Genomic DNA, 26,180 nt, shown 5'->3' with positions numbered 1-26,180 from the left:
CGCATCTTTTATACCTATAACGATTCGCCTGATGCCCACGACGTTTCATGAGATTCCCCGCAAGCGCCCGACCACGCCCCTGCTCGACCGCGCGAACACGCCGGACGGCCTGCGCCGGTTAGGCGAAGCCGAGCTGGAAACCCTGGCCGATGAGTTGCGCCTGGAATTGCTCTACACGGTCGGCCAGACCGGTGGGCATTTCGGTGCAGGCCTGGGCGTGATCGAGCTGACCATCGCGCTGCATTACGTCTTCGACACCCCGGACGACCGGCTGGTGTGGGACGTGGGTCATCAGGCTTATCCACACAAGATCCTCACCGGTCGTCGCGAGCGCATGAGCACCCTGCGCCAGAAGGACGGTGTCGCTGCGTTCCCGCGCCGTTCCGAGAGCGAGTACGACACCTTTGGCGTCGGCCACTCCAGCACCTCGATCAGTGCCGCGCTGGGCATGGCGATTGCCGCCCGCCTGCAAAACAGCGAGCGCAAGGCGATCGCGGTGATCGGCGACGGCGCGTTGACCGCGGGCATGGCGTTCGAGGCGCTGAACCATGCGCCGGAAGTGGACGCCAACATGCTGGTGATCCTCAACGACAACGACATGTCGATCTCGCGCAACGTCGGCGGTTTGTCGAACTACCTGGCGAAGATCCTTTCCAGCCGCACCTACGCGAGCATGCGCGAAGGCAGCAAGAAAGTGCTGTCGCGCCTGCCCGGTGCCTGGGAAATCGCTCGCCGCACCGAAGAATATGCCAAAGGCATGCTGGTTCCCGGCACGCTGTTCGAAGAATTGGGCTGGAACTACATCGGCCCGATCGATGGCCACGACCTGCCGACCCTGATCGCCACCCTGCGCAACATGCGCGACCTGAAAGGTCCGCAGTTCCTGCACGTCGTCACCAAGAAAGGCAAAGGCTTCGCTCCGGCGGAAGTCGACCCGATCGGTTACCACGCCATAACCAAACTCGAACCGCTGGACGCTCCGGCCGCCGCGCCGAAGAAGGCCAGCGGACCTAAGTACTCCGGTGTGTTCGGCGAATGGCTGTGCGACATGGCGGCTGCCGATCCGCGCCTGGTCGGGATTACCCCGGCGATGAAGGAAGGCTCGGACCTGGTCGCTTTCAGCGAACGCTTCCCGCTGCGCTACTTCGACGTGGCCATTGCCGAGCAGCACGCCGTGACCCTCGCCGCCGGTATGGCCTGCGAAGGCGCCAAACCCGTAGTGGCCATCTATTCGACCTTCCTGCAGCGCGGCTACGACCAGCTTGTCCACGATGTGGCGGTGCAGAATCTCGACGTGCTGTTCGCCATCGACCGTGCAGGTCTGGTGGGCGAAGACGGTCCGACCCACGCCGGCAGCTTCGATTTGTCGTTCCTGCGCTGCATCCCCGGCATGCTGGTGATGACCCCGAGCGATGAAAACGAGCTGCGCAAGATGCTCACCACCGGTCACCTGTACGAAGGCCCGGCGGCTGTGCGTTATCCACGCGGTAATGGCCCGAACGCGACCATCGAGAAAGACCTCGAGCCGATCGAGATCGGCAAGGGCATAGTTCGCCGCCAAGGCAGCAAAGTCGCCTTGCTGGTGTTCGGCGTGCAACTGGCCGAAGCCCTGAAAGTCGCCGAGACGCTGGACGCGACCGTGGTCGACATGCGCTTCGTCAAGCCGCTGGATGAAGCGCTGGTTCGCGAAATCGCCGGCAGCCACGAGCTGCTGGTGACCGTCGAGGAAAACGCAATCATGGGCGGCGCCGGTGGCGCGGTTAGCGAATTCCTCGCCCGGGAAAACATCCTCAAGTCGATGCTGCACCTGGGCTTGCCGGACATCTACGTCGAGCACGCCAAGCCTGCGCAAATGCTGGCCGAGTGCGGGCTGGATGAAGCCGGGATCGAGGCATCGATCCGCGAGCGCCTGCAACTGCTCAACATCTAAACGCAAAACCCTGTGGGAGCGGGCTTGCCCGCGAAGAGGCCGGTATATCCAACATCAATGTTGGCTGTACCGACGCCTTCGCGAGCAAGCCCGCTCCCACATTTGATTTGTGTGCACCACGAAACACCAACGGACTACCCATGAAACTCTCTCCCCTCGCCCTGGCGCTGACCCTGCTGCCGGCTGGTCAACTGCTGGCCGACACCTTCGAACGCGATCAAGCGCTGAAGCTGCCCGACGTGCTGATCAGCGCCAACCGCCAGGTCGAAGCGCGCAACGACAGCAGCGCCGCCAACACCGTGTTCACCCGCGACGACATCGATCGCCTGCAACCCGATAGCGTCACCGACCTGCTGCGCCGCGTACCGGGCGTGCAAATCGTGCAGGCCGGCGGGCGCGGCAGTGTGCCGGGTGTCTACATCCGCGGCACGCAATCAGCCCAGAGCCTGGTACTGGTGGACGGTCAGCGCATCGGCAGCTCGACCTCCGGCGACAGCAACCTGCAGCACATCAACATCGATCAGGTCGAGCGCGTGGAAGTGCTGCGCGGCTCCCGTTCGGTGATTTATGGCAGCGATGCGATTGGCGGGGTAATCCAGATCTTCACCCGCCGTGGCGGCGAACAGGGCCTGCAACCACGCCTGCACACGGCGTTTGGCAGCAACCAGACCTGGGAGCGCAGCCTTGGCTTGTCCGGCGGGGACGAACGAACCCGTTTCAATCTCGGCGCCAGCCTCGACGAAAGCGCCGGGATCAATCGCACCCACCAGTCATACCCCAGCGACGGCGACCATGACGAGTACCGAAACCAGTCGTTCAGCCTGAGTGTTAGCCACGCACTCAGCGATGACATCGAGATCGGCGCCAACGCGCTGGATAATCGCGGCAAAAGCGAATTCGACAACCCGTTCGGGGCAGTCCAACAGCAGCCATACAACGAATTCGATGTGAGCAGTGTCAGCAGTTACATCGACGCGCGTATCAATGAAGCATGGAAAACCCGTGTTGAACTCGGCCACAGCGAAAACCGCGAGAAGACCCTCGACAAACTCAGTGACGAACGCAGCGTGTTCAACACCTACCGGGATTCGGTGAACTGGCAGAACGACCTGACGCTCAACGAGCGCAACAGTCTGCTGCTGGGAGGTGACTGGTATGAAGACCGGATCAACAGCAGCACCGCGTTCGATGAAGACAGTCGCTGGAACCGTGCGGCGTACATCCAGCATCGCTATCGGGCCGAGCGTTTCTCCACGGAGCTGGGTTTGCGTCACGACGACAACCAGCAATTTGGCAGCCAGAACACCTGGAGCGGCACCTTCACCCTGCCGCTGAACCCGAACAACGAAGTGCTGTTCACCTACAGCGAAGGCTTCCGCGCACCGACGTTCAACGATCTGTACTACCCCGACTTCAGCAACCCGGACCTCAAGCCTGAAACCTCGAAAAGCTATGAGCTGCAATGGCGCAGCCAATTGACCGAGAGCAGTCGTCTGGAAACGTCGCTGTATCGCACCGACCTTGAAGACGCGATCATCTTCGGCAGCAACTCGCGCCCCGAGAACGTTGCCTCGGCGCGGATCAACGGCTTCGAAGCAACGCTGAAGCAGGAACTGTTCGACTGGCAGAGCAATCTCGGCGTGGCGATCATCGATCCGCGCGACCGTGACACGGGCCACACCCTGGCCCGTCGCGCGCGGCGTACCTTGAGTTGGGATCTGGACCGACAGTTCGATCGCCTGGGCCTCGGCGCCAGTTGGCAAGCGGTCAGCAGCAGCTATGACGACCAGAACAATCAACAGCCCCTCGGCGGCTATGCCTTGCTGGGGCTGCGCAGCAGTTGGGAGCTCAATCGTGAAGTCCGGCTGGAACTGAAGGTCGACAACCTGCTGGACAAGGGTTACAGCCGGGCGTTGTACAGCTACCAAGGCAGCCAGTACGGGTATCGCGAGGAAGGTCGGGCGTGGATGTTCGGGGTGACATGGACGCCGGAGATCTAAAAGCTCAACTCGATCATTTGTGGCGAGGGGGCTTGCCCCCGTTGGGCTGCGAAGCGGCCCCAAAATCCTATACCCGTATTTCTCAGATACATCGCATTAATCTTATTGCGTGTGCTGCGCACCCGAACGGGGGCAAGCCCCCTCGCCACAGGGTGTGATCAATTGGCACAACTTTGCAGTCGCCTCGATCATCTGCCCACTCGGTCGCTCCAGGCCTTTGTCCGTCACCAGGCGCAATTGCCCCTGTGCTACCGCCGCCACCTGCGGCCAGGCTTTCCACGCGTCAAGCTGCGCCTGATCGCTGGCCAGAATCACCTCGGGATTACGCTGCAACACGGCTTCCACGCTGATCTGCGGTGCCGGCAGCTTCAGGTCGGCGAACACGTTTTGGGCTCCGCAGACCTCCAGCGCGTCGCTGATGATCTGCTCGCCACCAACCGTATACAGCGGCCGATCCCAGACCTGATAGAACACCTGTAGCGGCTTGTCCCGTCGATAGCGTTGGCGCAGTTCGCCCAGTCGTCGGCGCAAGTCGCTGGCCAATGAAACGCCGCGTTCGGGCCGATCGAGCCGAGCGGCAATGGCCTCGATTTGCGCGGTGAGTTGCTCCAGGCTGTGGGGTTCGGCGACGTAGGTGGGAATGTTCAGGTGCTTGAGCTGGTCGCGCTGGGCCGGGCCGATACTACCGGGCCATAGCAGCAACAGATCGGGCTTCAGGCTGAGCAGCCGCTCCATGTCCAACTGGCCATAGCGGCCAACGGAGGGCAGGTTCTTGAGTTCAGCCGGTCGCTCACCGGCGTCCAGCACACCGACCAGGAGGTCGGCAGAACCCAGTTCAACAACGATTTCAGAGAGTGACGGTGCAAGGCTGACGACCCGCTCGACCGCGATGGTCGATCGGCTGGCGGCCAGCAGCAAAACCGCCAGCCAGAGCGCGCGCATCAACCGAGCTGACGCGGAATACGGTAGAGGTAGAACAGCACGGCGGTCGACAGCGCCAACAGCATCAGCGGCACCGCTTCGAGTCCGACGAACACCGCCAGGGCACCGATCCACGCTGGCAGGCCGGCGGCAAGGAACGCTGTACGGCGTTTCGCCGCCAGGTTGATCCACGCGCCAGGTTCTTCAGGGGTATCGAGGGCTTTCTGGGTGGCGATCAGCGCGTGCTTGTAGGCGCCGAAAAACTTCAGGCTGACAAACATCGAGGCGACACCGGCGATGAACAACGGCATCGCCAGCATTGGCAGAATGGCTTCGCTCTGGCCGAACACCGCGTTGATCACAAACAGCGGCAACAGGGCCAGAGCCAGGTATTGCCACCAGTTGACGGACAGTCGCCGCCGAACCTGACCGCGGGTCACGCCCGGTCTACCTCGCCCTGATGTTCATTGCCCATCATGTGGTCGAGCTTGCTGGCCTTGGTCGCCAGGTAGAGTCGATTATGCGGGTTGTGGCCCGTGTGCAACGGCACGCGCTCGGCGACCGCGATCCCCATGTCGGTCAAGGCCTTGACCTTGCGCGGGTTGTTGGTCATCAGGCGCAATGACTTCACGCCCAGGTGCTCCAGCATCGGCAAGCACATGGCGTAGTCACGCTGGTCAGCGGCAAAGCCCAGACGCTCGTTGGCTTCGACGGTATCGGCGCCACCGTCCTGCAGCTCATAGGCGCGGATCTTGTTCAGCAGGCCAATGCCACGACCTTCCTGGCGCAAGTACAGCAACACGCCACGACCTTCGCGGGCGATGGCCTGCAAAGCGGCCTCCAGTTGCGACCCGCAGTCGCAACGCTGGCTGAACAGCGCATCGCCAGTCAGGCATTCGGAGTGCAACCGGCCGAGTACAGGGGCACCGTCGTCGAACTCACCCAGGCTCAGCACAACGTGCTCGCGGCCAGTGCCTTCATCGAGAAAGCCGTGCATGGTGAATTGCGCAAAAGGCGTTGGCAGCTTGGAAGCGGCGACAAAAACGACAGGCACCGGTGTGCTCCTGATCTAAAAGTTCTGAAGATTCGCAGAGCCGGCATTGTAACAGCAGGTTCCGAGCGACGCTTAGGCTGAATTATCGGCGATAACCATCAAAAAGTTTGATATGCGCCCCACAGGGCTCTGTGTCAGCCCTTCAGTTCGAATCAAACGGATAAGGCTGTTTCCAGCGCTCGAAGATCGGTTTGAGCTCACCGCTTTTTACCAACGTCTCCATACGGTGATCGAACAGGGTCATCAGGCTACGCGCCTTTGGGGTCTTGGCAAAGCAAAGGTACAACGGCAACTCGGCGATATGGGTATTGCGCAACCGGGAGGGATCTTTGGCCACGCTCGGCCAGGCCCAGCGAACGCAGGTAGGGCTCGGTGCGGATGTGCACTTTGACACCTGCCGGCTCGAACACTTGTCGCAGCACGTCCCAGCCCAGGCCATGACCGTCGGCGGCGGTGTAGTCTTCCCAGTCGTCGCTGGCCAGATGAATCACCGACAGCGGCGTAGCAGCTCCTCCTCCCGCTGGGGCGAAAGAGCAAAACATCGCGAAGCACTATCAATCCGCGTAGAACCATCCCTGCTCCCCCGATTAACGCCTGGCACCCCTTGATCAGGCGAAAAACCACACCAGTCCCTGCATCGCCAACCATGCGAACACCCCGGCCAGGACATCATCGAGCATGATGCCAACGCCGCCATGCACGTGCCGGTCGATCCAGCGAATCGGCCATGGCTTGAGGATATCGAAGAAGCGGAACATCAAGAAGCCTGCCAGCAACCACTGCCAACCTTCCGGCACCAGCCACAGGGTGATCCACATCCCGACCATTTCGTCCCAGACGATGCCTTCATGGTCGTGTACCCGCAAATCGTCGGCCACTTTGCCGCACAGCCAGAAGCCGAACAGCATGGTGATGCCAAGCATCAGCCAGTAACCCCAGTCGGGCAACATCTGCCACAACGGAATAAAAGGGAGCGCAACTAACGATCCCCAAGTGCCGGGCGCCTTTGGCAAGGTGCCCGAGCCGAAGCCGAACGCCAGGAAATGCCATGGATTACGCCAGACCGACGGCGGTACGAATTCCGCCGGGACCTGCTTGGGATGATCTGTCACGGTGACTCCCGAAAATGTTGATAACCCCGGGTTTGCGGGGTGATGTCCTGGCCATCGGCGTCCAGCAGCGTCACGCCTTGCCCCGTCACCACCCGCCCAATCACATGGATCGGCCAGCCGTCGGCCAGCAATAGCGGCAACTCGACGGACGGTAGGGTGAACGCCAGCACGTAATCGTCGCCACCGCTCAGGGCCGCCACCTGGGCGTCCGATCGGCCGAGAAAGTCGACCAGGCTCTGCGACAGCGGTAAACGCTCCCGCTCGACTTCGATACCGACCTTCGAGGCCAGAGCGATATGCCCGCAATCAGCGAGCAGGCCGTCGGAGATGTCCATCGCCGAAGTGGCCTTGCCCCGCAGCGCCTGCCCCAGGCCAAGCTGCGGTTGCGGCGACCAGTAGTGGGCCAGCAACGGCTCGGCAACGCTCGTCTCGGCCGTGCGTTGGCCGAGCACCAATGGCAAGGCACCGGCGGCATTGCCCAGATCGCCGCCGACACACAGCAGATCGCCCGGCTGCGCACCGCTGCGGGTCAGCGCCTGGCCACTCGGCACGCGACCGAATACGGTCATGGTCAGGCTGAGCGGCCCACGGGTGGTGTCACCGCCCACCAGTGCCACGCCGCAGCTTTGCGCCATGGTGTTCAACCCACGGGCATAGGCTTGCAGCCAATCGGCGGTCACCGTCGGCAAGGTCAGGGCAAGGGTAAAGGCGATTGGTGTGGCGCCCATGGCGGCCAGGTCGCTGACGGCCACGGCCAGCGAGCGCTGACCGAGCAGAAAGGGATCGCAGGGATCGGCGAAATGCACGCCGGCCACCAGCGTATCGGTAGAAATCGCCAACTGCTCCCCAGGAGGAACAGCCAGCAAGGCGCAGTCATCGCCGATCCCGAGGGCAACGCCTTCGCCGCCCTGCGCACAAGGCGCGGCGGCGAAGAAATTGCGGATCAGCTCAAACTCGCCCATGGCTTCGTGTCGACATTCCAAGCGCCAATCAGCGCTTGAACGCCTTCACTTCAGCTTCACGCAGACGCGGGGCCAGCTTGTCGAGCACACCGTTGACGAACTTGTGGCCGTCGGTGGAACCGAAGACCTTGGCCAGTTCGATACCTTCGTTGATCACAACGCGGTACGGCACGTCGACGCGCTTGAGCAGTTCCCAGGTGGACAGGCGCAGAACCGCCAGTTCAACCGGGTCCAGCTCTTCGATGGTCAGATCGAGGCAAGGCTTGAGTGCGGTGTCGATTTCGGTCTTGAACTGCGGAACCCCGTGCAGGATTTCGCGGAAGTACGCGCCGTCGACATCGCTGAAATCGTTATCGACCCGGAACTGCGCTTCGATCTCGTTCAGCGACTGCTTGGCCATGTGCCATTGGTACAGCGCCTGAGTCGCGAGCTGACGGGCTTCGCGGCGCTTGGCGCTTTTCGATGGCTTGCCGGCATCCGCAGGCTTTGGATCGCGCGGGTTGAAACGATCGCTATCGTCGCTAATCACTTGGCCTCCAACTGCGCCAGCAGGCTGACCATTTCCAGAGCGGACAGGGCAGCTTCAGCACCTTTGTTGCCGGCCTTGGTGCCGGAACGCTCGATGGCTTGCTCGATGGAGTCAACGGTCAGCACGCCGAATGCAACCGGTACGCCGAACTCCATGGACACCTGGGCCAGGCCCTTGGTGCATTCGCCAGCCACGTATTCGAAATGCGGAGTGCCGCCACGAATGACTGCGCCCAGGGCGATGATTGCCGCGAACTCGCCCTTTTGAGCGACTTTCTGTGCAACCAGCGGAATTTCGAAGGCGCCAGGTGCGCGGATGATGGTGATGTCGCTTTCGCTCACGCCGTGGCGAACCAGGGCATCAACGGCACCGCTGACCAGGCTTTCAACGACGAAGCTGTTGAAACGGCCCACTACCAGAGCGTAGCGGCCTTTAGGGGCGATGAAGGTACCTTCGATGGTCTTCAGGGTCATTCGTTAGATCTCTTAAAGAGCCGGGACGCGTCTCGTACGCGTCCCTCAGTGATATTTGAACCGCGAATTCAAGGCCGGGAACAACCGGTCATTATTCGGAGGGCACGTATTCTACAACTTCCAGATCGAAACCGGATATCGCATTAAATTTCATTGGTGCCGACATCAGGCGCATTTTGCGTACGCCCAGGTCACGCAGGATCTGCGAACCGGCACCGACAGTGCTGTAGGTGGTCGGTTTTTTCACCGCGGCGTGATCGGCGGTTTCGCGGATATGCGCCAGCAACACGTCGCCATCGAGCGGGTGACCGAGCAACAGCACCACGCCGCTTCCAGCCTCGGCAACCGCTGACATGGCGGCGCGCAGGCTCCAGCGGCCCGGCTGCTTGACCATCAGCAGGTCGCGCAGCGGGTCCATGTTGTGCACCCGAACCAGGGTCGGTTCTTCGGCACACACGTTGCCCAGGGTCAGTGCCATGTGCACGTCGCCTTCCACCGAATCACGATAGGTCACCAGGTTGAATTGGCCCAGTTCGCTGTCCAGCGGCTGCTCGGCAATCCGCTGAACGGTACGTTCGTGGATCATCCGGTAGTGAATCAGGTCGGCGATGGTGCCGATCTTGATGTCGTGTTCGGCAGCAAAAGCTTCCAGCTCGGCACGACGGGACATGGTGCCGTCGTCGTTCATCACTTCGCAGATCACGCCGCTCGGCTCGAAACCGGCCATGCGCGCCAGGTCGCAGGCCGCTTCGGTGTGGCCGGCACGGGCCAGGGTGCCGCCGGCCTGGGCCATCAGCGGGAAGATGTGGCCCGGGCTGACGATGTCTTCAGCCTTGGCATCACGGGCAGCAGCCGCTTGCACGGTACGCGCGCGGTCGGCGGCGGAGATGCCGGTGGTCACGCCGGTAGCGGCTTCAATGGAGACGGTGAACTTGGTGCCGAAACCGGAACCGTTGCGCGGTGCCATCAACGGCAGCTTGAGCAGTTCGCAGCGCTCGCGGCTCATCGGCATGCAGATCAGGCCACGGGCGTGCTTGGCCATGAAGTTGATGTGCTCGGGCTTGCAGCACTCGGCGGCCATGATCAGGTCGCCTTCGTTCTCGCGGTCTTCGTCATCCATGAGGATGACCATCTTGCCTTGGCGGATGTCTTCAACCAGTTCTTCGATGCTATTGAGCGCCACAAGGCACCCCCTTGAGTCAGGATTTGAGGTAGCCGTTGGCGGCCAGAAAGCTTTCGGTAATGGTGCTGCCGGCAGTCGGCTCTGCGGCCTTGTCGCCCAAAAGCAGACGCTCCAGGTAACGGGCCAGCAAGTCCACTTCCAGGTTCACCCGGCGACCAGGCTGATACGACGCCATGATGGTTTCGCTCAGGGTGTGCGGAATGATGGTCAGCAGGAACTCGGCGCCATCGACCGCGTTCACGGTCAGGCTGGTGCCATCGACGGTGATCGAGCCTTTATGGGCGATGTACTTGGCCAGGTCCTTGGGTGCGCGAATGCGGAATTCCACGGCGCGCGCGTTTTCGGTACGGGCAACCACTTCACCCACGCCATCGACGTGACCGCTCACCAGATGCCCGCCAAGGCGAGTGGTCGGGGTCAGGGCTTTTTCCAGGTTGACCGGGCTGCCGCTTTTCAGGTCGTTCATGGCGGTGCAATCGAGGGTTTCGCGACTGACGTCCGCCGCAAAACCATTGCCCGGTAATTCAACGGCAGTCAGGCACACGCCGTTGACCGCGATGCTGTCGCCCAGCTTGACGTCGCTCAGGTCGAGCTTGCCGGTTTCGACGTGTACCCGCACATCACCGCCCTTTGGGGTCAATGCACGAATACTGCCGATGGATTCGATGATGCCGGTAAACATGAGGTTCTCCTCGAGAACAAAGCCAGCGCTATAGCGATGGCCGGAAATTATACGCTCGCTGCTGGCACTGGGATGGCGATGACTCGCCAGTCATCGCCAACTGCACGAATTTCGGTGATTTTGAGTGCCGGCGCATCCTTCATTTGCGCGAGCGGCCAGTCCAGCAGCGGTCGCGCCGAAGAACCCATGAACTTGCCGGCGATGAATATCTGGAATTCGTCCACCAACCCAAGCTGAGCGAAAGCACCCGCCAGCCGTGGACCGGCCTCGACCAGCACCTCGTTGACACCACGGTTGGCGAGTTCGACCAGCAGCTGACGCAGGTCGACCTGGCCATCGTAGCCGGGCACGATCAGGCATTCCGGGCCGTTGGCGTACTGCTCTTCCACCGCCACGCAGGTGGCAACCAGCGCCGGGCCGGCCTTGAAGAACGGCGCATCCAGCGGTACGCGCAGGCGGCCATCGACCAGCACACGCAGCGGCGGCCGGCTCATGGCCAGTGCGGTTTGTTCGGCGTCCAGTCCGAGCTCATCGGCACGCACGGTCAACCGCGCGTTGTCCGCCAGCACCGTGTCGGCGCCGGTCAGCACCACGCTGGCCTGGGCGCGCAGGCGTTGCACCGCCGAGCGTGCTGCCGGACCGGTAATCCACTGGCTTTCGCCGTTTTCCATCGCCGTGCGACCGTCGAGGCTCATGGCCAGCTTGACCCGCACGAACGGCAAGCCGTGCTCCATGCGTTTGAGGAAGCCTTGGTTGAGCTTTCGCGCTTCGCCCTCCAGCACACCACTTTCGGTGGCGATACCGGCCTGGGCCAGGCGTTGCAAACCGCGACCGGCGACTTCCGGGTTCGGATCCTGCATCGCCGCGACCACGCGGGCCACACCGGCATTCACCAGCGCATCGGCACAGGGCGGCGTGCGGCCGTGGTGGCTGCACGGTTCAAGCGTCACATAAGCGGTAGCGCCACGCGCCTGCTCACCGGCCGCGCGCAAGGCGTGGACCTCGGCGTGAGGCTCGCCGGCGCGCTCGTGCCAGCCTTCGCCGACAATCTGCCCACCCTGCACGATCACGCAACCTACACGTGGGTTGGGGTGCGTTGTGTAATGCCCCTTGCGCGCCAGTTCCAGGGCACGGGCCATGAAATGGGCGTCGAGGATGGCAAGTTCTGCGGGCGTGGTCATTCTTTCACCGGTTCACGGGCCAGGCGATCGATCTCTTCGCGGAACTCATTGAGGTCCTGGAAGCGGCGATACACCGAAGCAAAGCGGATGTAGGCGACTTCGTCGAGCTTCTGCAGCTCGGCCATCACCAGCTCGCCGACCACGAGGGATTTGACCTCGCGCTCGCCCGTGGCTCGCAGTTTGTGTTTGATGTGCACCAGTGACGATTCGAGGCGCTCGACGCTCACCGGGCGCTTCTCCAGCGCACGCTGCATGCCGGCGCGGAGTTTTTCTTCGTCGAACGGCTGGCGGCTGCCGTCGGTTTTGATCAGGCGCGGCAACACCAGTTCAGCCGTCTCGAACGTCGTGAAACGCTCGCCGCAGGCCAGGCATTCACGCCGGCGGCGCACCTGTTCGCCCTCGGCGACCAGACGCGAGTCGATGACCTTGGTGTCGTTGGCACCGCAGAAGGGACAGTGCATGGTGGCAGGCAACAAAAAAAGGGAGGGCCATGGTAGCGCATCCCGGTGGCAAGACAAGCCATAGGGTTTGCGGTATACAGACGGGATGATCACTTGATCCATGGAATTCAGCTTTATGGAGCCACCAATGTCGTTACGTCCGCTCATTTTGCTCAGTGTTTTCAGCCTGCTGGTGGCTTGCAGCAGCGATGCCCCCAAACCCCAGCCGCCAACACCTGGCCCGGCGCCGCAGCAAGCGCAGAAGAAAGCCCGGGAGGCCGCCGCCCTCGGCCCCTTGCCTGCCTATCAGCGTGAGCTGAGCGGCACCCTGCAAGGCGTGCCGGCAGGCGCCGAAGTCGAGCTGGCATTGCTGGTAATCGACGAAAAAGACCGCCCGCAACAATTGCTAGCCAGTTCCAGCCTGATCGGCAACAACCAGGTATTGCCGTTTCACCTGCGCTTCAATCCGGAGTCCTTCCCGACCGGCGCCCGTGTGGAACTGCGAGGCCGCGCCAGCCAGTCCGGCCAGTTGATCCTGCACTTGCCATCGCAACTGATTACCCAGCCGACCACCCAGGCCCTGGGCCAATTGCAATTCGTCAAAGCCCCATGAGTGCACCGCTCGACCTGCAACAGGCCCTGGCTGAATTGCTCGGTGATGCACAACTGGTGGCCTGCCCGTTGCCGGAAACCGATTTGAAGCTGTGGCTGATCGACGGCGACAACATGGACCGCGCCTTCAGCCCCGAGGAAACCCGGCGCATCCTGCATGAACCACCGTACTGGAGTTTCTGCTGGGCCAGCGGCCTGGCCGTGGCCCGCTATCTGGCCGCCAACCCGCACTGGGTCGAAGGCAAGCGGGTCCTGGATTTCGGCGCGGGTTCCGGGGTGGCGGGGATCGCCGCCGCCAGGGCCGGCGCACTGGAAGTACTGGCCTGCGACCTCGACCCACTGGCGATTGTCGCGTGTCAGGCGAATGCCGAGCTCAACGACGTGCAGCTCAACTACTCGACGGATTTTTTCGCCGAGGCTGATCGCTTCGATCTGATCCTGGTGGCGGACGTGCTGTACGACCGGGCGAACCTGCCGCTGCTCGACCAGTTCCTCAGTCGCGGCCGAGAGGCGCTGGTGGCGGATTCCCGGGTACGGGATTTTCGCCATCCGTTGTACCGGCGCATCGAAATGCTCGAGGCCATGACCCTGCCGGATCTGGCCGAACCCCACGAGTTTAGGCATGTGAGCCTCTACCATGCGCAGCGCTAGTTAAAAGCTTCGCGGGCAAGGCCGCTCCCACAATGGTTGGTGTGAACCACACATCTTGTGGCGACTTCAATCCCTGTGGGAGCGGGCTTGCCCGCGAAGGCGCCCTGTCAGGCAACACACCTCTCACGGCCAACCGCTTCCGGCCGCCCCCCACCAAGCCGTATAGTTGCCCCATTCACGCTTCCAAGAGATTGCCCATGAGTCAGGAAACGCCGTACATCTTCGACGCCACGACTGCCGATTTCGACCAGTCGGTGATCGAGAACTCTTTCCACAAGCCGGTGCTGGTGGATTTCTGGGCCGAATGGTGCGCACCCTGCAAAGTGCTGATGCCGATGTTGCAGAGCATTGCCGAGAGCTACCAGGGTGAGTTGCTGCTGGCCAAGGTCAACTGCGACCTCGAGCAAGACATTGTCGCCCGCTTCGGCATCCGCAGCCTGCCGACCGTGGTGCTCTTCAAGGACGGCCAGCCTGTCGACGGTTTTGCCGGTGCCCAGCCCGAATCCGCCGTGCGCGCCCTGCTCGAACCCCATGTGCAGATGCCGCCACCGGCCGCCGCCGATCCGTTCGAACAGGCCCAGGCGTTGTTCGACGACAGCCGCTTTGCCGATGCCGAAGCATTGCTCAAGGTGATCCTGGGTGAAGACAATACCAACGCCAAGGCGCTGATCCTGTACGCCCGCTGCCTGACCGAGCGCGGTGAACTGGGCGAGGCACAAGCCGTGCTGGATGCGGTCAAGAGCGACGAGCACAAGGCCGCGCTGGCCGGCGCCAAGGCGCAGATCAAGTTTCTCGGTTTGGCCAAGGACCTGCCGGACGCCGCCGACCTGAAGGCACGGCTGGCGAAAGACCCGCTGGACGATGAAGCGGTCTATCAACTGGCGATCCAGCAACTGGCCCGTCAGCAGTACGACGCTGCGCTGGATGCTTTGCTGAAGTTGTTCATCCGCAACCGCAGCTACAGCGAAGGCTTGCCGCACAAGACCTTGCTGCAAGTGTTCGAGTTGCTGGGCAACGATCACCCGCTGGTGAGCACGTACCGTCGTAAATTGTTTGCCGCGCTGTATTGAATTGCCCTTGTAGGAGCGAGCTTGCTCGCGATGGGCGTCAACGATAATGAGGGCTACCGGTATGACCGCGGTGCCCTGAGGCTCTTCGCGAGCAAGCTCGCTCCTACAACCAGCGGTACAACGGTGTATCCCCGCCGCTTTCCACTTTCACATCCGCACAATGGCGTAAACGCACCAACAGGCGCTTGCCCGCCGCCGCACTGCCGGTCAGGCCCTCCAATTGATCGAGCAAATCCGGTCCACTCAACTGTCCGGCCTTACGCAACAAATCCCTGGCGATCTGCCACAGCGCATCATCCTGATTCAGCGGTTTCGCCACAGGGGCGCTGACCGGGGATTTTTCTTCCTGCAACTGCGCCCCTAATCGCGCCCAGTCCGCATCGTCCATCTCCAGGGTCAAATCCACCGGCCAGTCGCCAATGCTTCCGCGAATTCGCAACATAAGTCTGCTCCCGAACTTTTCTTCCCTGCATGCTCCCATGGGACTTGTGCAACGCCAAGCAGGCAGTCAAACTCTGCGCGATTACGTTATAAGATTACATAACATTTTTTTCATTTTATTTTTCGGAGACTCGCCATGCGTCGTCTGCTTCTCACTCTGCCGCTTGCCATCTTGCCGCTGGCTGTCGCCCATGCCGCCGACGAACACGATCATGAGCATGGCAGCCTGGGCGCCCACGAACATGGCGTTGGACGCCTGGACGCGGCGCTGGACGGCAAGACCCTGGCGCTGGAGCTGCAAAGCCCGGCCATGAACCTGGTGGGTTTCGAACACGCCACCACCAGCGATGCCGACAAAGCCAAAGTCGCCGCCGCCCGCGCTCTGCTTGAGCAACCGCTGGCCCTGTTCAACCTGCCGAAAGCCGCCGGCTGCGTGGTGGAAAACCAGGAACTGGAAAGCCCGTTGTTCGCAGACACACCCGATGCCGACGATGACCATGACAAAGACGCCAAGGACGAACATCATCACGACCACAGCGAAATCCACGCTCACTATCAGTTCACCTGCGCCACACCGGACGCATTGAAGACCCTGGACCTGGCGAACATTTTCAACTCGTTCCCGGCCACTCAGAAGATTCAGGTACAACTGATCGGCCCGAGCGGGCAGCAAGGCGTTGATGTGACGGCCAAGGCTGCCGCCCTCAAATTCTGAATCCACCTCGTTCCCCTTTGTAGGAGCGAGCTCGCTCGCGATGGACGTCAACGATAACGCTGGAAACCTGACTCACCTCAGTGCTCTCAGGTTTTTCGCGAGCAAGCTCGCTCCTACAGGGTTCACCATCAACCTGAACCGGTTTCACATGACCCAAGCACTCATCGAACTGTCCGACCTGCGCTTCAGCTGGCCCGGTCACCCGCCACTGCTGGACATCCCGGCGTTTCGCCTGGAGCGAGGTGAAACCCTGTTTCTCAAAGGTCCCAGCGGTAGCGGCAAGACCACCCTGCTCGGTCTGCTCGGCGGCGTGCAAAAACCCGATCGCGGCAGCATTCGCCTGCTCGGCCAGGAACTGACACAACTGTCGGCCGGCGCCCGTGACCACTTCCGCGTCGATCACACCGGCTACATCTTCCAGCAGTTCAACCTGCTGCCGTTTCTGTCGGTGCGTGAAAACGTTGAACTGCCCTGCCACTTCTCGACACTGCGTGCCGAACGGGCGAAACAGCGTCATGGCAGCGTCGACAAAGCGGCCGCGACGCTGCTCGCCCACCTGGGGCTGAAGGATGCGAACATCCTCGGTCGCCGCGCCGATTCGTTGTCCATCGGCCAGCAGCAACGGGTCGCCGCCGCCCGCGCGCTGATCGGTCAACCGGAACTGGTGATCGCCGACGAGCCGACCTCGGCCCTCGATTACGACGCCCGTGAGAACTTCATTCGCCTGCTGTTCGCCGAGTGCCGCGAAGCCGGCTCGAGCCTGTTGTTCGTCAGCCACGACCAGAGCCTGGCGCCGCTGTTCGACCACAACCTGTCGCTGGCCGAACTCAATCGCGCCGCCACCCCGTCCGAGGTCTGAGATGTATCTGTTTCGTCTAGCCATGGCCAGCCTGGCTAACCGCCGCTTCACCGCGATCCTCACGGCGCTCGCCATTGCCTTGTCGGTGTGCCTGCTGCTGGCGGTGGAGCGCGTGCGCACCGAAGCCAAGGCCAGTTTCGCCAGCACCATCAGCGGCACCGACCTGATCGTCGGCGCCCGCTCCGGCTCGGTGAACCTGTTGCTGTACTCGGTATTTCGCATCGGCAACGCCACCAACAACATCCGCTGGGACAGCTTCGAGCACTTCGCCAACAACCCGAAAGTGAAATGGGCGATCCCGATGTCCCTCGGCGATTCCCATCGCGGCTATCGGGTGATGGGCACCACCGAAGCCTACTTCGAGCATTACCAGTACGGCCGCCAGCAACACCTGGAACTGGCCAATGGCCGGGCGTTTGCGAGCGACCCGTTCGAGGTGGTGCTCGGGGCCGAAGTGGCCGAGGCACTGCACTACAAACTCGGTGACAAACTGGTGCTGGCCCACGGCGTGGCGGCGATCAGCCTGGTCAAGCACGACGACAAGCCGTTCACCGTGGTCGGCATTCTCAAACGCACCGGCACGCCGGTGGACCGCACGCTGCACATCAGCCTTGGCGGTATGGAAGCGATTCACATCGACTGGCATAACGGCGTGCCGGCCCGGGGCGAGGGCCGAATCACGGCCGATCAGGCGCGCAACATGGACCTCACGCCGCAAGCGATCACCGCGTTCATGCTCGGTCTGAACAACAAGATTTCGACCTTTGCCCTGCAACGGGAAATCAACGAATTCCGAGGTGAGCCGATGCTGGCGATCCTGCCTGGCGTGGCACTGCAAGAGCTGTGGAGCCTGATGGGCACGGCGGAAAAAGCCTTGTTCGTGGTCTCGCTGTTTGTGGTGCTGACCGGGTTGATCGGCATGCTCACGGCCATTCTCACCAGCCTCAACGAACGCCGCCGGGAAATGGCGATCCTGCGTTCGGTGGGTGCGCGACCGTGGCACATCGCGACGCTGCTGGTGCTCGAAGCCTTTGCCCTGGCGCTGTCGGGCGTGATCGCCGGTGTGGCGTTACTGTATGTGTGCATCGCGGCGGCCCAGGGATATGTTCAGGCCAACTATGGTCTGTATCTGCCGCTGTCCTGGCCGAGCGAGTATGAATGGACGCTGCTCGGTGGCATCCTGATCGCCGCGTTGCTGATGGGCAGTGTGCCGGCCTGGCGCGCCTATCGCCAATCCCTGGCCGATGGCCTGTCGATCCGTTTATGAGGACGCTGAAAATGCCCCGCGCTGTACTTGCGCTGTTGATGCTGGTCGCCCTGCCCCTGTGGGCGGCCCAGCCGCGAGATTTGACCTGGTCGGAGATGATTCCGCCGGATGCGCCGAAAGAAGTGCCGAACATGACGCCACTGCATGACCTGTCGCAGATGAGCAATGCGCTGTCGGCCGAATCGGCGCCTGCCGCCAGGCAAGACTCGCCCAACGCACCGGTGGTCAAGACCCTTGATGGCCAGAGCATTCGACTGCCGGGTTACATCGTGCCGCTGGAAGTGAGCGAGGAAGGACGCACCACGGAGTTTCTGCTGGTGCCGTATTTCGGCGCCTGCATTCACGTACCGCCACCGCCGTCGAACCAGATCGTGCACGTCAAAAGCGAAGTCGGCGTGAAGCTCGACGAGTTGTTTCAGCCGTACTGGATCGAGGGCGCATTGCAGGTCAAGGCGTCCACCAGCGAACTGGCGGATGCCGGGTATCAGATGGAGGCGGACAAGATTTACCTGTATGAATTGCCGGAGTGAGTCCGGAGTTTCCTTGTCGCCAACACAATCGCCATCGCGGGCAAGCCCGCTCCCACAGGTTCGATGCTGAAACAAAAATCTTCAGCATTGCGCAACTCCTTGTGGGAGCGAGCTTGCTCGCGATGAGGCCATCAGCAACACCACAAAAATCACGCCCTTCCCACTTTCATTGAGCTGCATCAAAAGACCGAATCGTTAGGCGCCTTACCATTGGACATCGAACATTTTTAACGTCCTCTGGAGCCCCCATGAACAAGTCCTTGCTCAGCGCTTCGCTGGTTGCCCTCGCGCTTGCAGCCCCGCTCGCCAATGCTTTCGAAGCCGGCGACATTATCCTCCGTGCCGGCGCCATCACCGTCGACCCGGAAGCCGACAGCTCCAGCGTCAAGGTTGATCAAGGCCCGCTGGCGGGTGCCGACCTGGGTGGCAAAGCGACCCTGAGCAGCGACACGCAACTGGGCTTGAACTTCGCCTACATGCTCACCAACCACCTGGGTATCGAGCTGCTGGCGGCAACCCCCTTCGAACATGATGTGAAAATCAAGGGTACCGCGCTGGCCCCTGCCAACGGCAAGCTCGGTAGCATCAAACAGCTGCCGCCAACCTTGAGCCTGGTGTATTACCCGCTGGATCCCAAGTCGGCGTTCCAACCGTACATCGGCGGTGGCATCAACTACACCTATATCTACGACGAACATGTCGGCAGCCGAGCCCAGTCCGCCGGTTTCAGCAATTTCAAGGCGGATAACTCATGGGGTCTGGCCTGGCAGGTCGGTGCTGACTACATGCTGACCGACAACGTGATGATTAACGCCCAGGTGCGCTACATCGACATCGATACCACCGCCACTGTGGAAAACAACGCCATTGCACCGGGCACCCGGGCCAAGGTCGATGTGGATGTGGACCCGTTCGTCTACATGGTCGGTCTGGGCTACAAGTTCTAAGTAACGTTCACGTGGTGGTGGATGAGGCCGTGGCGAGCAAACTCAATACTGATGACGACCGTGACGGAGTCGATCTGGAGCAAGCTCCCTCGCCATAGAAGTTGCACACGCTGTAAGTAAATTCCGGCCGTGAAAAAGGCGCCTGTAAAAGGCGCCTTTTTCATGTCTGCGAGGAAAGCGATCTATCGCCCCAGCAACCGCGCCAGCCCCACACGCATCGGTGTCTGCTCCTTGGTAGTGAAGCGCTCCAGCAGACGCTGGTTGTTCGCCCGGGAATGACGGATGTCACCGGAGCGCGCCGGGCCGTAGCTTACCGGCGGCAGCTGGCCGACCACGGCTTCAAGCGCTTCGAGCATTTGCTTGAGGGTCGTCGCCTGGTTCCAGCCAACGTTGACCGCACCGACCTCGGCCCGGGGCTTCTCGATGGCCTGCACCAGCAAGTCGACCAGGTCTTCGACGTAGACAAAATCCCGGGTCTGCTCACCATCGCCGAACACGGTGATCGGCAAGCCCTTCAGTGCGCGCTCGCTGAAAATGCTGATCACCCCGGAGTACGGCGAGGACGGATCCTGGCGCGGGCCGAAGATGTTGAAGAAGCGGAAAATCACCGGCTCCAGTGCATGCTGGCGACGGTAGAAATCGAAGTACTGCTCGCTGGCCAGTTTGTCCACCGCATACGGCGTCAGCGGCGCCTTTGGCGTGTCTTCGTCGATCGACTCACCCTCGCCATTGTTGCCATACACCGCCGCGCTGGAGGCGAACAGCACGCGCTTGACCCCGGCCTGGCGCATGGCTTCGCAGACGTTCAGCGTGCCGATGAAGTTGCTCTGGTGCGTGCGCACCGGATCGTCCACCGAGGCCTGCACCGACGCCACGGCGGCCAGGTGCGCCACGGCGCTGCAACCAGCCATCGCCTGGGCGACCACAGCCGCATCGGCCACGTCGCCGACGATCAGTTCGACCTTGGGATTATCCAGTGGCAGATTGCTGCGCTTGCCGGTGGACAGGTCATCGAGAATCCGCACCGCATAGCCCTTGGCGAGCAGGGCGTCAGTCAGGTGCGAACCAATGAAACCGGCACCACCGGTGATCAAAACGGGGCCGTCAGCCATGGCGATAGAACCTGTCCAGTAGACCGGGAAGCGCCGCACGCCAGGCGCGTGGTTTGATCCCGAAGGTGTGCAGAATTTTTTTGCAGGCCAATACCGCGTGTTGCGGCTCTTCCGCAGCATCCGGACGCGCGGCGTGGGCCTGGGCGGTCGGCGCTTCGATGGCCAGCGGATGCAGGCTGCGGGCTTCGGCCAGAATCGCCTGCCCCAGCGCCAGCGGTGTGGTCGCCTCATGCCCGGCGTAGTGGTAGGTGCCCCAAAGTGGCGCTGCGCAATCGAGTTGCTTGAGCACTGAAATGATCACGCGGGCGGCATCGTCGACCGGCGTCGGATTGCCGCGCCGGTCGTCGGCCATCAGCAGTTCCTCGGGTTGTTCGGCACGGGCGAGGAAGCGGCCAAGGGCGCCATCCGGGCTGTCGTCCAGCAGCCAGCCGAAACGCAGCAGCACGTGTTGCGGGCAGGTGGCGCGAACGCTTTGCTCGATCCGCCACAACGCCTGCCCCCGCAAGCCCAAGGGCACCGGTTCGTCTTTTTCGCTGTAGGCCGTTGCGCGGGAACCGTCGAACACGCGGTAGCTGGAAGGTTGCAGCAGAACGATGTTGTGGTGCTGGCACAGTTCCGCCAGACGCTCGATCGCGCGCTCCTGGCCGGCCAGACGCTGTTCGCTGACCGCTTCGGCCTGAAACCAGTCGAAGTAGTAGGCAAGGTTGATCAATGCATCGGGACGGGTGTCGTCGAGCAGTTGTGTCAGGCTCGCGGCATCCCAGCCGTCTTGCGGCGGGCGGGGGGCGAGGAAACCGATGTCTTCCTCCGCACCGAGGCGAATCAGCGCCTGCCCAAGGGCATTTCCGCCGCCCAGTAACATAAGGCGCATTCGCATAGAGTCAGCAGGCCCAGTCTGATTGGAACGATGGCTATATCGACATCGCCCCAAGGCGATGTCGTTGGTAATTGCCGGAATCGTTGCATTTTGCGGGTTTAGTGCGCAACCGTCATCCGTAAAGTGTAGATGTCCGGGATTTGCGGCGCTGCCACTGGCCTCATCGCGAGCAAGCTCGCTCCCACAATGGTTTTGTGAACACCGCCCCCCCTGTGGGAGCGAGCTTGCTCGCGATGGGGCCCTGTCAGTCAACAGAGATCCCCGAGCGGTACTTGCATCTTGCGCCCCCCACCCGCATAACTTGCTGCATGAACCTGCCCATCCCCGCAGACAGTGCCCTGAGCGGCTTCCACCCCGCCGTCAGTGCCTGGTTCAGCCACACGTTCGCAGCGGTCACCGCCGCCCAGGCCCGGGCGTGGCCATTGATCCGCCAGCGCCGCTCGACCCTGGTCGCCGCGCCCACCGGCTCCGGCAAGACCCTCACCGCGTTTCTCGCGGTCATCGACGACCTGGTGCACCGCGGTCTGGAAAGCCCCGAAGGCTTGCCCGACGCAACGCTGGTGGTCTACGTCTCGCCGCTCAAGGCGCTGTCCAACGACATCCGGATCAACCTGCAAACCCCGTTGGCCGGCATTACTGAGCAATTGCGTGTGATGGGGCTGCCCGAACTGCAGATCAGCACCGCCGTGCGCACCGGCGATACACCGCAAAAAGACCGCTCGGCGATGCGCAAGACGGCGCCGCACATTCTGGTGACCACACCGGAATCCCTGTACGTGCTGCTCGGTTCCGACTCCGGTCGGCAGATGCTCGGCACCACTCAAACGGTGATCATCGACGAAATCCATGCCATGGCCGCCAGCAAACGTGGCAGCCATCTGGCCCTGAGCCTTGAACGCCTGCAGGCACTCTGCCCCGAGCCGCTGCTGCGCATCGGTCTGTCGGCCACGCAAAAACCCATCGAAGCCGTGTCGCGCTTCCTGGTCGGTCGCGACCGCCCGTGCGAGATCATCGACATTGGCCACGCCCGCCCCCGCGACCTGGACATCGAAGTGCCGCCCGTGCCGCTGTCGGCCGTGATGGCCAACGATGTCTGGGAGTTGGTCTACGACCGCCTCGCCGCCCTCGCGCGGGAACACCGGACCACGCTGATTTTCGTCAACACCCGGCGTTTGGCCGAACGCCTTAGCCGTCACCTGAGCGAACGCCTGGGCAAGGACGCGGTAGCGGCCCACCACGGCAGCCTGGCCAAGGAATTTCGTCTGGACGCCGAGCAGCGGCTCAAGCGCGGCGAACTGCAGGTGCTGATCGCCACGGCGTCGCTGGAACTGGGGATCGACATCGGCGACGTCGACCTGGTGTGCCAGATCGCCTCACCGCGTTCGATTGCCGGGTTTCTGCAACGGGTCGGTCGCTCCGGGCACCAGGTCGGCGGCACGCCCAAGGGCCGCTTGTTCGCCACCACCCGCGACGACCTGATCGAATGCGCCGCGCTGCTCGACTGCGTGCGCCGGGGCGAACTCGATACCTTGTTGATACCGCAGGCGCCGCTGGATGTGCTGGCGCAGCAGATCATCGCAGAAGTCAGTTGCCAGGAATGGCCCGAGCAAGCGCTGCTGGAGATGCTGCGCCGCGCCTCGCCCTACGCCGGACTCGACGAAAAACACTACCAGGCGCTGCTGCACATGCTCGCCGAGGGCTACAACGGGCGTCAGGGCCTGCGCAGCGCCTACCTGCACCGCGACGCCGTGAGTCGCACCCTGCGCGGTCGCCGTGGCGCGAAACTGACCGCAGTGACCAGTGGCGGGACCATTCCGGATAACGCCGACTACGCCGTGCTGCTGGAGCCTCAAGGGCTGAACATCGGCACCATCAATGAAGACTTCGCGGTGGAAAGCATTGCCGGGGATGTATTCCAGTTGGGCAATACCTCCTATCGAATCCTGCGTGTGGAAACCGGCAAGGTTCGGGTCGAGGATGCCCAGGGCCAGCCGCCGACCATCCCGTTCTGGCTCGGTGAAGCGCCGGGGCGCAGTGCCGAATTGTCCTCGGCGGTGGCGCGCTTGCAGGCAAAACTCGACGACCTGCTGGGTACCGAGCCTGGCAACTTGCAGCCAGCGCTCGACTGGCTGACCGGGACCCTGGGTCTGAACCTCGCCAGCGCCGAACAACTGGTGGACTACCTGGCCCGCGCACGGCAGACGCTCGGTGCCCTGCCATCGCAAGACACGCTGCTGATGGAGCGTTTTTTCGACGAGTCCGGCGGCACCCAGCTGGTCATTCATACGCCGTTCGGCAGCCGCATCAACCGCGCCTGGGGCCTGGCCCTGCGCAAGCGTTTCTGTCGCACCTTCAACTTCGAATTGCAGGCCGCCGCCAGCGAAGACGCCATCGTGCTGTCGCTGTCCACCAGCCACAGCTTTGAACTGGAGGATGTCTGGCGCTACCTGCACAGCAACAACGCCGAGCACATCCTGATCCAGGCCGTGCTCGACGCGCCGCTGTTCGGCGTGCGCTGGCGCTGGAATGCCGGCGTGGCCCTTGCCCTTCCACGCTACAGCGGCGGGCGCAAAGTCCCGCCGCAAATCCAGCGGATGAAAAGCGAAGACCTGATCGCCAGCGTGTTTCCCGATCAGATTGCCTGCGTGGAAAACCTCGCCGGCGAACGCGAGATTCCCGAGCATCCGCTGGTGGAACAGACCCTCGACGATTGCCTGCACGAAGCCATGGACACTGAAGGCTGGCTGGCCTTGCTGCGGCGCATGGAACGCGGTGACATCCGCCTGATCAGCCGCGACTTGCCAGCGCCCTCGCCGCTGGCGGCGGAGATCCTCAGCGCCCGCCCCTACACCTTTCTCGACGATGCACCGCTGGAAGAGCGCCGCACCCAAGCGGTACTCAATCGGCGCTGGAGCGATCCGCAATCCACCGACGACCTCGGTGCACTGGACGCCGATGCGATTGCCGCCGTGCGCGACGAAGCCTGGCCGGTGCCTTGCAGTGTCGATGAAATGCACGAGGCCTTGATGAGCCTGGCATGCATCACCGATGCCGAGGCCGGCGCCAATCCGCAATGGCTCGATTGGCTCAAGACCCTGGCCGACAGCGGACGCGCGAGCCGTTTACAGATCAACGCCGGGCAATCGCTGTGGCTGGCGCTGGAGCGCCTGACCTGCCTGCGGGCCATTTATCCACAGGCCGAATTGACGCCACCGCTGCAAGCGCTGCCGGACTTCGATGAAAGCTGGGCACCCGACGAAGCCGTCCTCGAACTGATCCGCGCACGGCTCAGCGCCTTCGGCCCACTTGCCCTCGAGCACATTGCCGAACCACTCGGCTTGCCTGCAGCACAAGTGACCCAGACCCTGGCGCAACTGGAACACGAAGGCTACGTGTTGCGCGGTCGCTTCACCCCGGGCATCGCTGAAGAAGAATGGTGCGAGCGGCATTTGCTGGCGCGGATTCACCGCTATACGGTCAAGCGCCTGCGCCGGGAAATCGAACCGGTGGCGTTGCAGGATTTCATGCGATTCCTGTTCGACTGGCAGCATGTGTCGAGCGCCAGCCAGGGCCAGGGCGCGGCGGTGTTGCCAGCCATCGTCGGGCAATTCGAAGGCTACCCCGCCGCCGCTTCCGCCTGGGACAGCGACATCCTGCCCGCACGGATCAAGGACTACTCGGCGACCTGGCTGGATGAACTGTGCCGCAGCGGCAGACTGGTGTGGACGCGCCTTTCGGCGCACAACAAAAACGCCGGCACCGCGCTGCGCAGCACACCGATTGTGTTGCTGCCGCGCAACCGGGTCGGCCTCTGGAGCGGCTTGACCGAACAGACACCGGTGAGCGAACTGTCGCCGAAAACGCAAAAAGTCCACGCCGCCCTCAGTCAGCATGGCGCGCTGTTTTTCGACGAGCTGATCCATGAGGCGCACCTGCTGCGTTCGGAGCTGGAAATCGCCCTGCAAGAACTGGTGGGCGCGGGGCTGGTGAACGCCGACAGCTTTGCCGGTTTACGCGCCCTGATCACCCCGGCCAGCAAGCGCCAGCCGCGCAACAGTCGGCGTGGACGCGGCGCATTCATCGGCGGCATGGACGATGCCGGGCGCTGGGCCTTGTTGCGATGCGCGCCAACGGCCCCTGTGGTGGAAAACCAGCGTCCCGCACCGACGCCGGGCGATACCCTGGAGCACATCGCCATGACCTTGCTGCGTCGTTACGGCGTGGTGTTCTGGCGCTTGCTGGAACGCGAGGCGGACTGGCTGCCGAGCTGGCGCGAACTGCTGCGCACCTTCCATCGCCTGGAGGCACGCGGCGAGATTCGTGGGGGACGGTTTGTCAGCGGCCTGGCGGGCGAGCAATTCGCCCTGCCCGAGGCGATTCCATTGCTGCGGGAGGTGCGACGTCGGCCCCATGACGGGAGTTTGGTCGCGGTGTGCGGGGTCGATCCGCTGAACCTTGCCGGCACACTATTACCTGGTGCGAAAGTCCCGGCACTGGCGAGCAATCGGCTGGTGTATCGCGATGGTTTGCCGGTTGCTGCCGAGATTGCCGGCAAGCAACAGTTTTGGGGGGAGCTGGATCAGCAGGCGAGTGCCGAGGTGCGCAACAAACTGATCCGGCAGTAATGTCGTC

Annotated in this window: 25 protein-coding genes and 1 pseudogene; 11 read left to right on the top strand and 15 right to left on the bottom strand. The window is 62.7% G+C overall.

Annotation, left to right across the window (positions count from 1 at the left end):
* Nucleotides 1-31 precede the first annotated feature (31 nt).
* Nucleotides 32-1,930: a 1-deoxy-D-xylulose-5-phosphate synthase gene (gene dxs / locus Q8X48_RS27685; protein ID WP_126047775.1), complete on the top strand. Its 1,899-nt coding sequence runs from the start codon at nucleotides 32-34 to the stop codon at nucleotides 1,928-1,930.
* A gap of 140 nt (nucleotides 1,931-2,070) precedes the next feature.
* Nucleotides 2,071-3,930 carry a TonB-dependent receptor domain-containing protein gene (locus Q8X48_RS27680; RefSeq protein WP_407800932.1) on the top strand — a complete coding sequence of 620 codons (1,860 nt, stop codon included), beginning with the start codon at nucleotides 2,071-2,073 and terminating at the stop codon, nucleotides 3,928-3,930.
* Nucleotides 3,931-4,032: 102 nt separating this feature from the next.
* Here the strand turns inward: Q8X48_RS27680 and Q8X48_RS27675 are convergent, their stop codons facing one another.
* The 12 genes and pseudogenes from Q8X48_RS27675 to nrdR form a co-directional block, all read right to left on the bottom strand.
* Nucleotides 4,033-4,872, bottom strand: a complete 840-nt coding sequence (locus tag Q8X48_RS27675; protein WP_407800930.1) for a cobalamin-binding protein — start codon at nucleotides 4,870-4,872, stop codon at nucleotides 4,033-4,035.
* Nucleotides 4,872-5,291 carry an MFS transporter gene (locus tag Q8X48_RS27670; protein WP_407800928.1) on the bottom strand — a complete coding sequence of 140 codons (420 nt, stop codon included), beginning with the start codon at nucleotides 5,289-5,291 and terminating at the stop codon, nucleotides 4,872-4,874. The genes Q8X48_RS27675 and Q8X48_RS27670 overlap by 1 nt, the downstream gene beginning before the upstream one ends.
* Nucleotides 5,288-5,905 (bottom strand): GTP cyclohydrolase II, encoded by a 618-nt coding sequence (gene ribA, locus Q8X48_RS27665; RefSeq protein ID WP_007970170.1) that lies wholly within the window; start codon nucleotides 5,903-5,905, stop codon nucleotides 5,288-5,290. Before ribA ends, Q8X48_RS27670 begins: the two co-directional genes overlap by 4 nt.
* A 142-nt stretch (nucleotides 5,906-6,047) precedes the next feature.
* Nucleotides 6,048-6,447 (bottom strand): annotated as a pseudogene (locus Q8X48_RS27660) (hypothetical protein).
* A gap of 66 nt (nucleotides 6,448-6,513) precedes the next feature.
* Nucleotides 6,514-7,017: a phosphatidylglycerophosphatase A family protein gene (locus tag Q8X48_RS27655; protein WP_007970166.1), complete on the bottom strand. Its 504-nt coding sequence runs from the start codon at nucleotides 7,015-7,017 to the stop codon at nucleotides 6,514-6,516.
* Complete coding sequence (gene thiL / locus Q8X48_RS27650) at nucleotides 7,014-7,979, bottom strand: thiamine-phosphate kinase (protein ID WP_407800927.1); 966 nt, start codon at nucleotides 7,977-7,979, stop codon at nucleotides 7,014-7,016. Before thiL ends, Q8X48_RS27655 begins: the two co-directional genes overlap by 4 nt.
* Nucleotides 7,980-8,007: 28 nt before the next feature.
* Nucleotides 8,008-8,508, bottom strand: coding sequence for a transcription antitermination factor NusB (gene nusB / locus Q8X48_RS27645; protein WP_007970164.1), 501 nt, complete (start codon nucleotides 8,506-8,508; stop codon nucleotides 8,008-8,010).
* Nucleotides 8,505-8,981: a 6,7-dimethyl-8-ribityllumazine synthase gene (gene ribH, locus Q8X48_RS27640; RefSeq protein WP_003228649.1), complete on the bottom strand. Its 477-nt coding sequence runs from the start codon at nucleotides 8,979-8,981 to the stop codon at nucleotides 8,505-8,507. Before ribH ends, nusB begins: the two co-directional genes overlap by 4 nt.
* Before the next feature lie 91 nt (nucleotides 8,982-9,072).
* A complete protein-coding gene (gene ribBA, locus Q8X48_RS27635; RefSeq protein ID WP_007970163.1) occupies nucleotides 9,073-10,164 on the bottom strand; it encodes a bifunctional 3,4-dihydroxy-2-butanone-4-phosphate synthase/GTP cyclohydrolase II in 1,092 nt (363 codons plus the stop codon).
* Between the two features lie 16 nt (nucleotides 10,165-10,180).
* Nucleotides 10,181-10,846, bottom strand: a complete 666-nt coding sequence (locus tag Q8X48_RS27630; RefSeq protein WP_008018158.1) for a riboflavin synthase — start codon at nucleotides 10,844-10,846, stop codon at nucleotides 10,181-10,183.
* Between the two features lie 47 nt (nucleotides 10,847-10,893).
* On the bottom strand, nucleotides 10,894-12,027 hold the full coding sequence (gene ribD, locus Q8X48_RS27625; RefSeq protein ID WP_407800926.1) for a bifunctional diaminohydroxyphosphoribosylaminopyrimidine deaminase/5-amino-6-(5-phosphoribosylamino)uracil reductase RibD: 1,134 nt from the start codon (nucleotides 12,025-12,027) through the stop codon (nucleotides 10,894-10,896).
* On the bottom strand, nucleotides 12,024-12,488 hold the full coding sequence (gene nrdR, locus Q8X48_RS27620; RefSeq protein ID WP_003228656.1) for a transcriptional regulator NrdR: 465 nt from the start codon (nucleotides 12,486-12,488) through the stop codon (nucleotides 12,024-12,026). The genes ribD and nrdR overlap by 4 nt, the downstream gene beginning before the upstream one ends.
* 127 nt (nucleotides 12,489-12,615) lie before the next feature.
* Here nrdR and Q8X48_RS27615 point away from each other — a divergent pair, with 127 nt between their 5' ends.
* The 3 genes from Q8X48_RS27615 to trxA all read left to right on the top strand — a co-directional run bounded on the left by Q8X48_RS27615 (nucleotide 12,616) and on the right by trxA (nucleotide 14,800).
* Nucleotides 12,616-13,080, top strand: coding sequence for a YbaY family lipoprotein (locus Q8X48_RS27615; RefSeq protein WP_126047787.1), 465 nt, complete (start codon nucleotides 12,616-12,618; stop codon nucleotides 13,078-13,080).
* Entirely contained in the window at nucleotides 13,077-13,730 is a 654-nt protein-coding gene (locus Q8X48_RS27610) for a class I SAM-dependent methyltransferase (protein WP_407800925.1), read from the top strand. The genes Q8X48_RS27615 and Q8X48_RS27610 overlap by 4 nt, the downstream gene beginning before the upstream one ends.
* A 197-nt stretch (nucleotides 13,731-13,927) precedes the next feature.
* Nucleotides 13,928-14,800, top strand: coding sequence for a thioredoxin (trxA, locus tag Q8X48_RS27605; protein ID WP_007970158.1), 873 nt, complete (start codon nucleotides 13,928-13,930; stop codon nucleotides 14,798-14,800).
* 103 nt (nucleotides 14,801-14,903) lie between these two features.
* Here trxA and Q8X48_RS27600 read toward each other — a convergent pair whose 3' ends face one another.
* Complete coding sequence (locus tag Q8X48_RS27600; RefSeq protein ID WP_407800924.1) at nucleotides 14,904-15,242, bottom strand: hypothetical protein; 339 nt, start codon at nucleotides 15,240-15,242, stop codon at nucleotides 14,904-14,906.
* 135 nt (nucleotides 15,243-15,377) lie between these two features.
* Here Q8X48_RS27600 and Q8X48_RS27595 point away from each other — a divergent pair, with 135 nt between their 5' ends.
* The 5 genes from Q8X48_RS27595 to Q8X48_RS27575 all read left to right on the top strand — a co-directional run bounded on the left by Q8X48_RS27595 (nucleotide 15,378) and on the right by Q8X48_RS27575 (nucleotide 19,559).
* Nucleotides 15,378-15,956, top strand: coding sequence for a DUF2796 domain-containing protein (locus Q8X48_RS27595; protein WP_407800923.1), 579 nt, complete (start codon nucleotides 15,378-15,380; stop codon nucleotides 15,954-15,956).
* 148 nt (nucleotides 15,957-16,104) lie between these two features.
* A complete protein-coding gene (locus Q8X48_RS27590; RefSeq protein WP_407800922.1) occupies nucleotides 16,105-16,815 on the top strand; it encodes an ABC transporter ATP-binding protein in 711 nt (236 codons plus the stop codon).
* A gap of 1 nt (nucleotide 16,816) precedes the next feature.
* Nucleotides 16,817-18,082, top strand: coding sequence for an ABC transporter permease (locus Q8X48_RS27585; protein ID WP_407800921.1), 1,266 nt, complete (start codon nucleotides 16,817-16,819; stop codon nucleotides 18,080-18,082).
* An 11-nt stretch (nucleotides 18,083-18,093) separates the two neighbouring features.
* Nucleotides 18,094-18,612 (top strand): DUF3299 domain-containing protein, encoded by a 519-nt coding sequence (locus tag Q8X48_RS27580; RefSeq protein ID WP_407800919.1) that lies wholly within the window; start codon nucleotides 18,094-18,096, stop codon nucleotides 18,610-18,612.
* Between the two features lie 248 nt (nucleotides 18,613-18,860).
* Complete coding sequence (locus tag Q8X48_RS27575) at nucleotides 18,861-19,559, top strand: OmpW/AlkL family protein (RefSeq protein WP_095965761.1); 699 nt, start codon at nucleotides 18,861-18,863, stop codon at nucleotides 19,557-19,559.
* A 182-nt stretch (nucleotides 19,560-19,741) separates the two neighbouring features.
* Here the strand turns inward: Q8X48_RS27575 and Q8X48_RS27570 are convergent, their stop codons facing one another.
* Both Q8X48_RS27570 and Q8X48_RS27565 read right to left on the bottom strand, forming a co-directional pair.
* Nucleotides 19,742-20,671: an NAD-dependent epimerase/dehydratase family protein gene (locus Q8X48_RS27570; RefSeq protein ID WP_407800916.1), complete on the bottom strand. Its 930-nt coding sequence runs from the start codon at nucleotides 20,669-20,671 to the stop codon at nucleotides 19,742-19,744.
* A complete protein-coding gene (locus tag Q8X48_RS27565) occupies nucleotides 20,664-21,548 on the bottom strand; it encodes a sugar nucleotide-binding protein (protein WP_015097021.1) in 885 nt (294 codons plus the stop codon). The genes Q8X48_RS27570 and Q8X48_RS27565 overlap by 8 nt, the downstream gene beginning before the upstream one ends.
* A gap of 308 nt (nucleotides 21,549-21,856) precedes the next feature.
* On the opposite strand from Q8X48_RS27565, the gene Q8X48_RS27560 reads away from it, so the two are divergent.
* Nucleotides 21,857-26,173, top strand: a complete 4,317-nt coding sequence (locus Q8X48_RS27560; protein WP_407800915.1) for a DNA glycosylase AlkZ-like family protein — start codon at nucleotides 21,857-21,859, stop codon at nucleotides 26,171-26,173.
* Nucleotides 26,174-26,180 lie beyond the last annotated feature (7 nt).

Origin of the sequence: Pseudomonas sp. QLc11A, assembly GCF_052112305.1 — a bacterium.
Taxonomy (GTDB): Bacteria; Pseudomonadota; Gammaproteobacteria; order Pseudomonadales; family Pseudomonadaceae; genus Aquipseudomonas; species Aquipseudomonas laurylsulfatiphila.
Note: the sequence above shows the minus strand (reverse complement) of the source record. Positions and strands in the feature narration are given on the sequence as shown.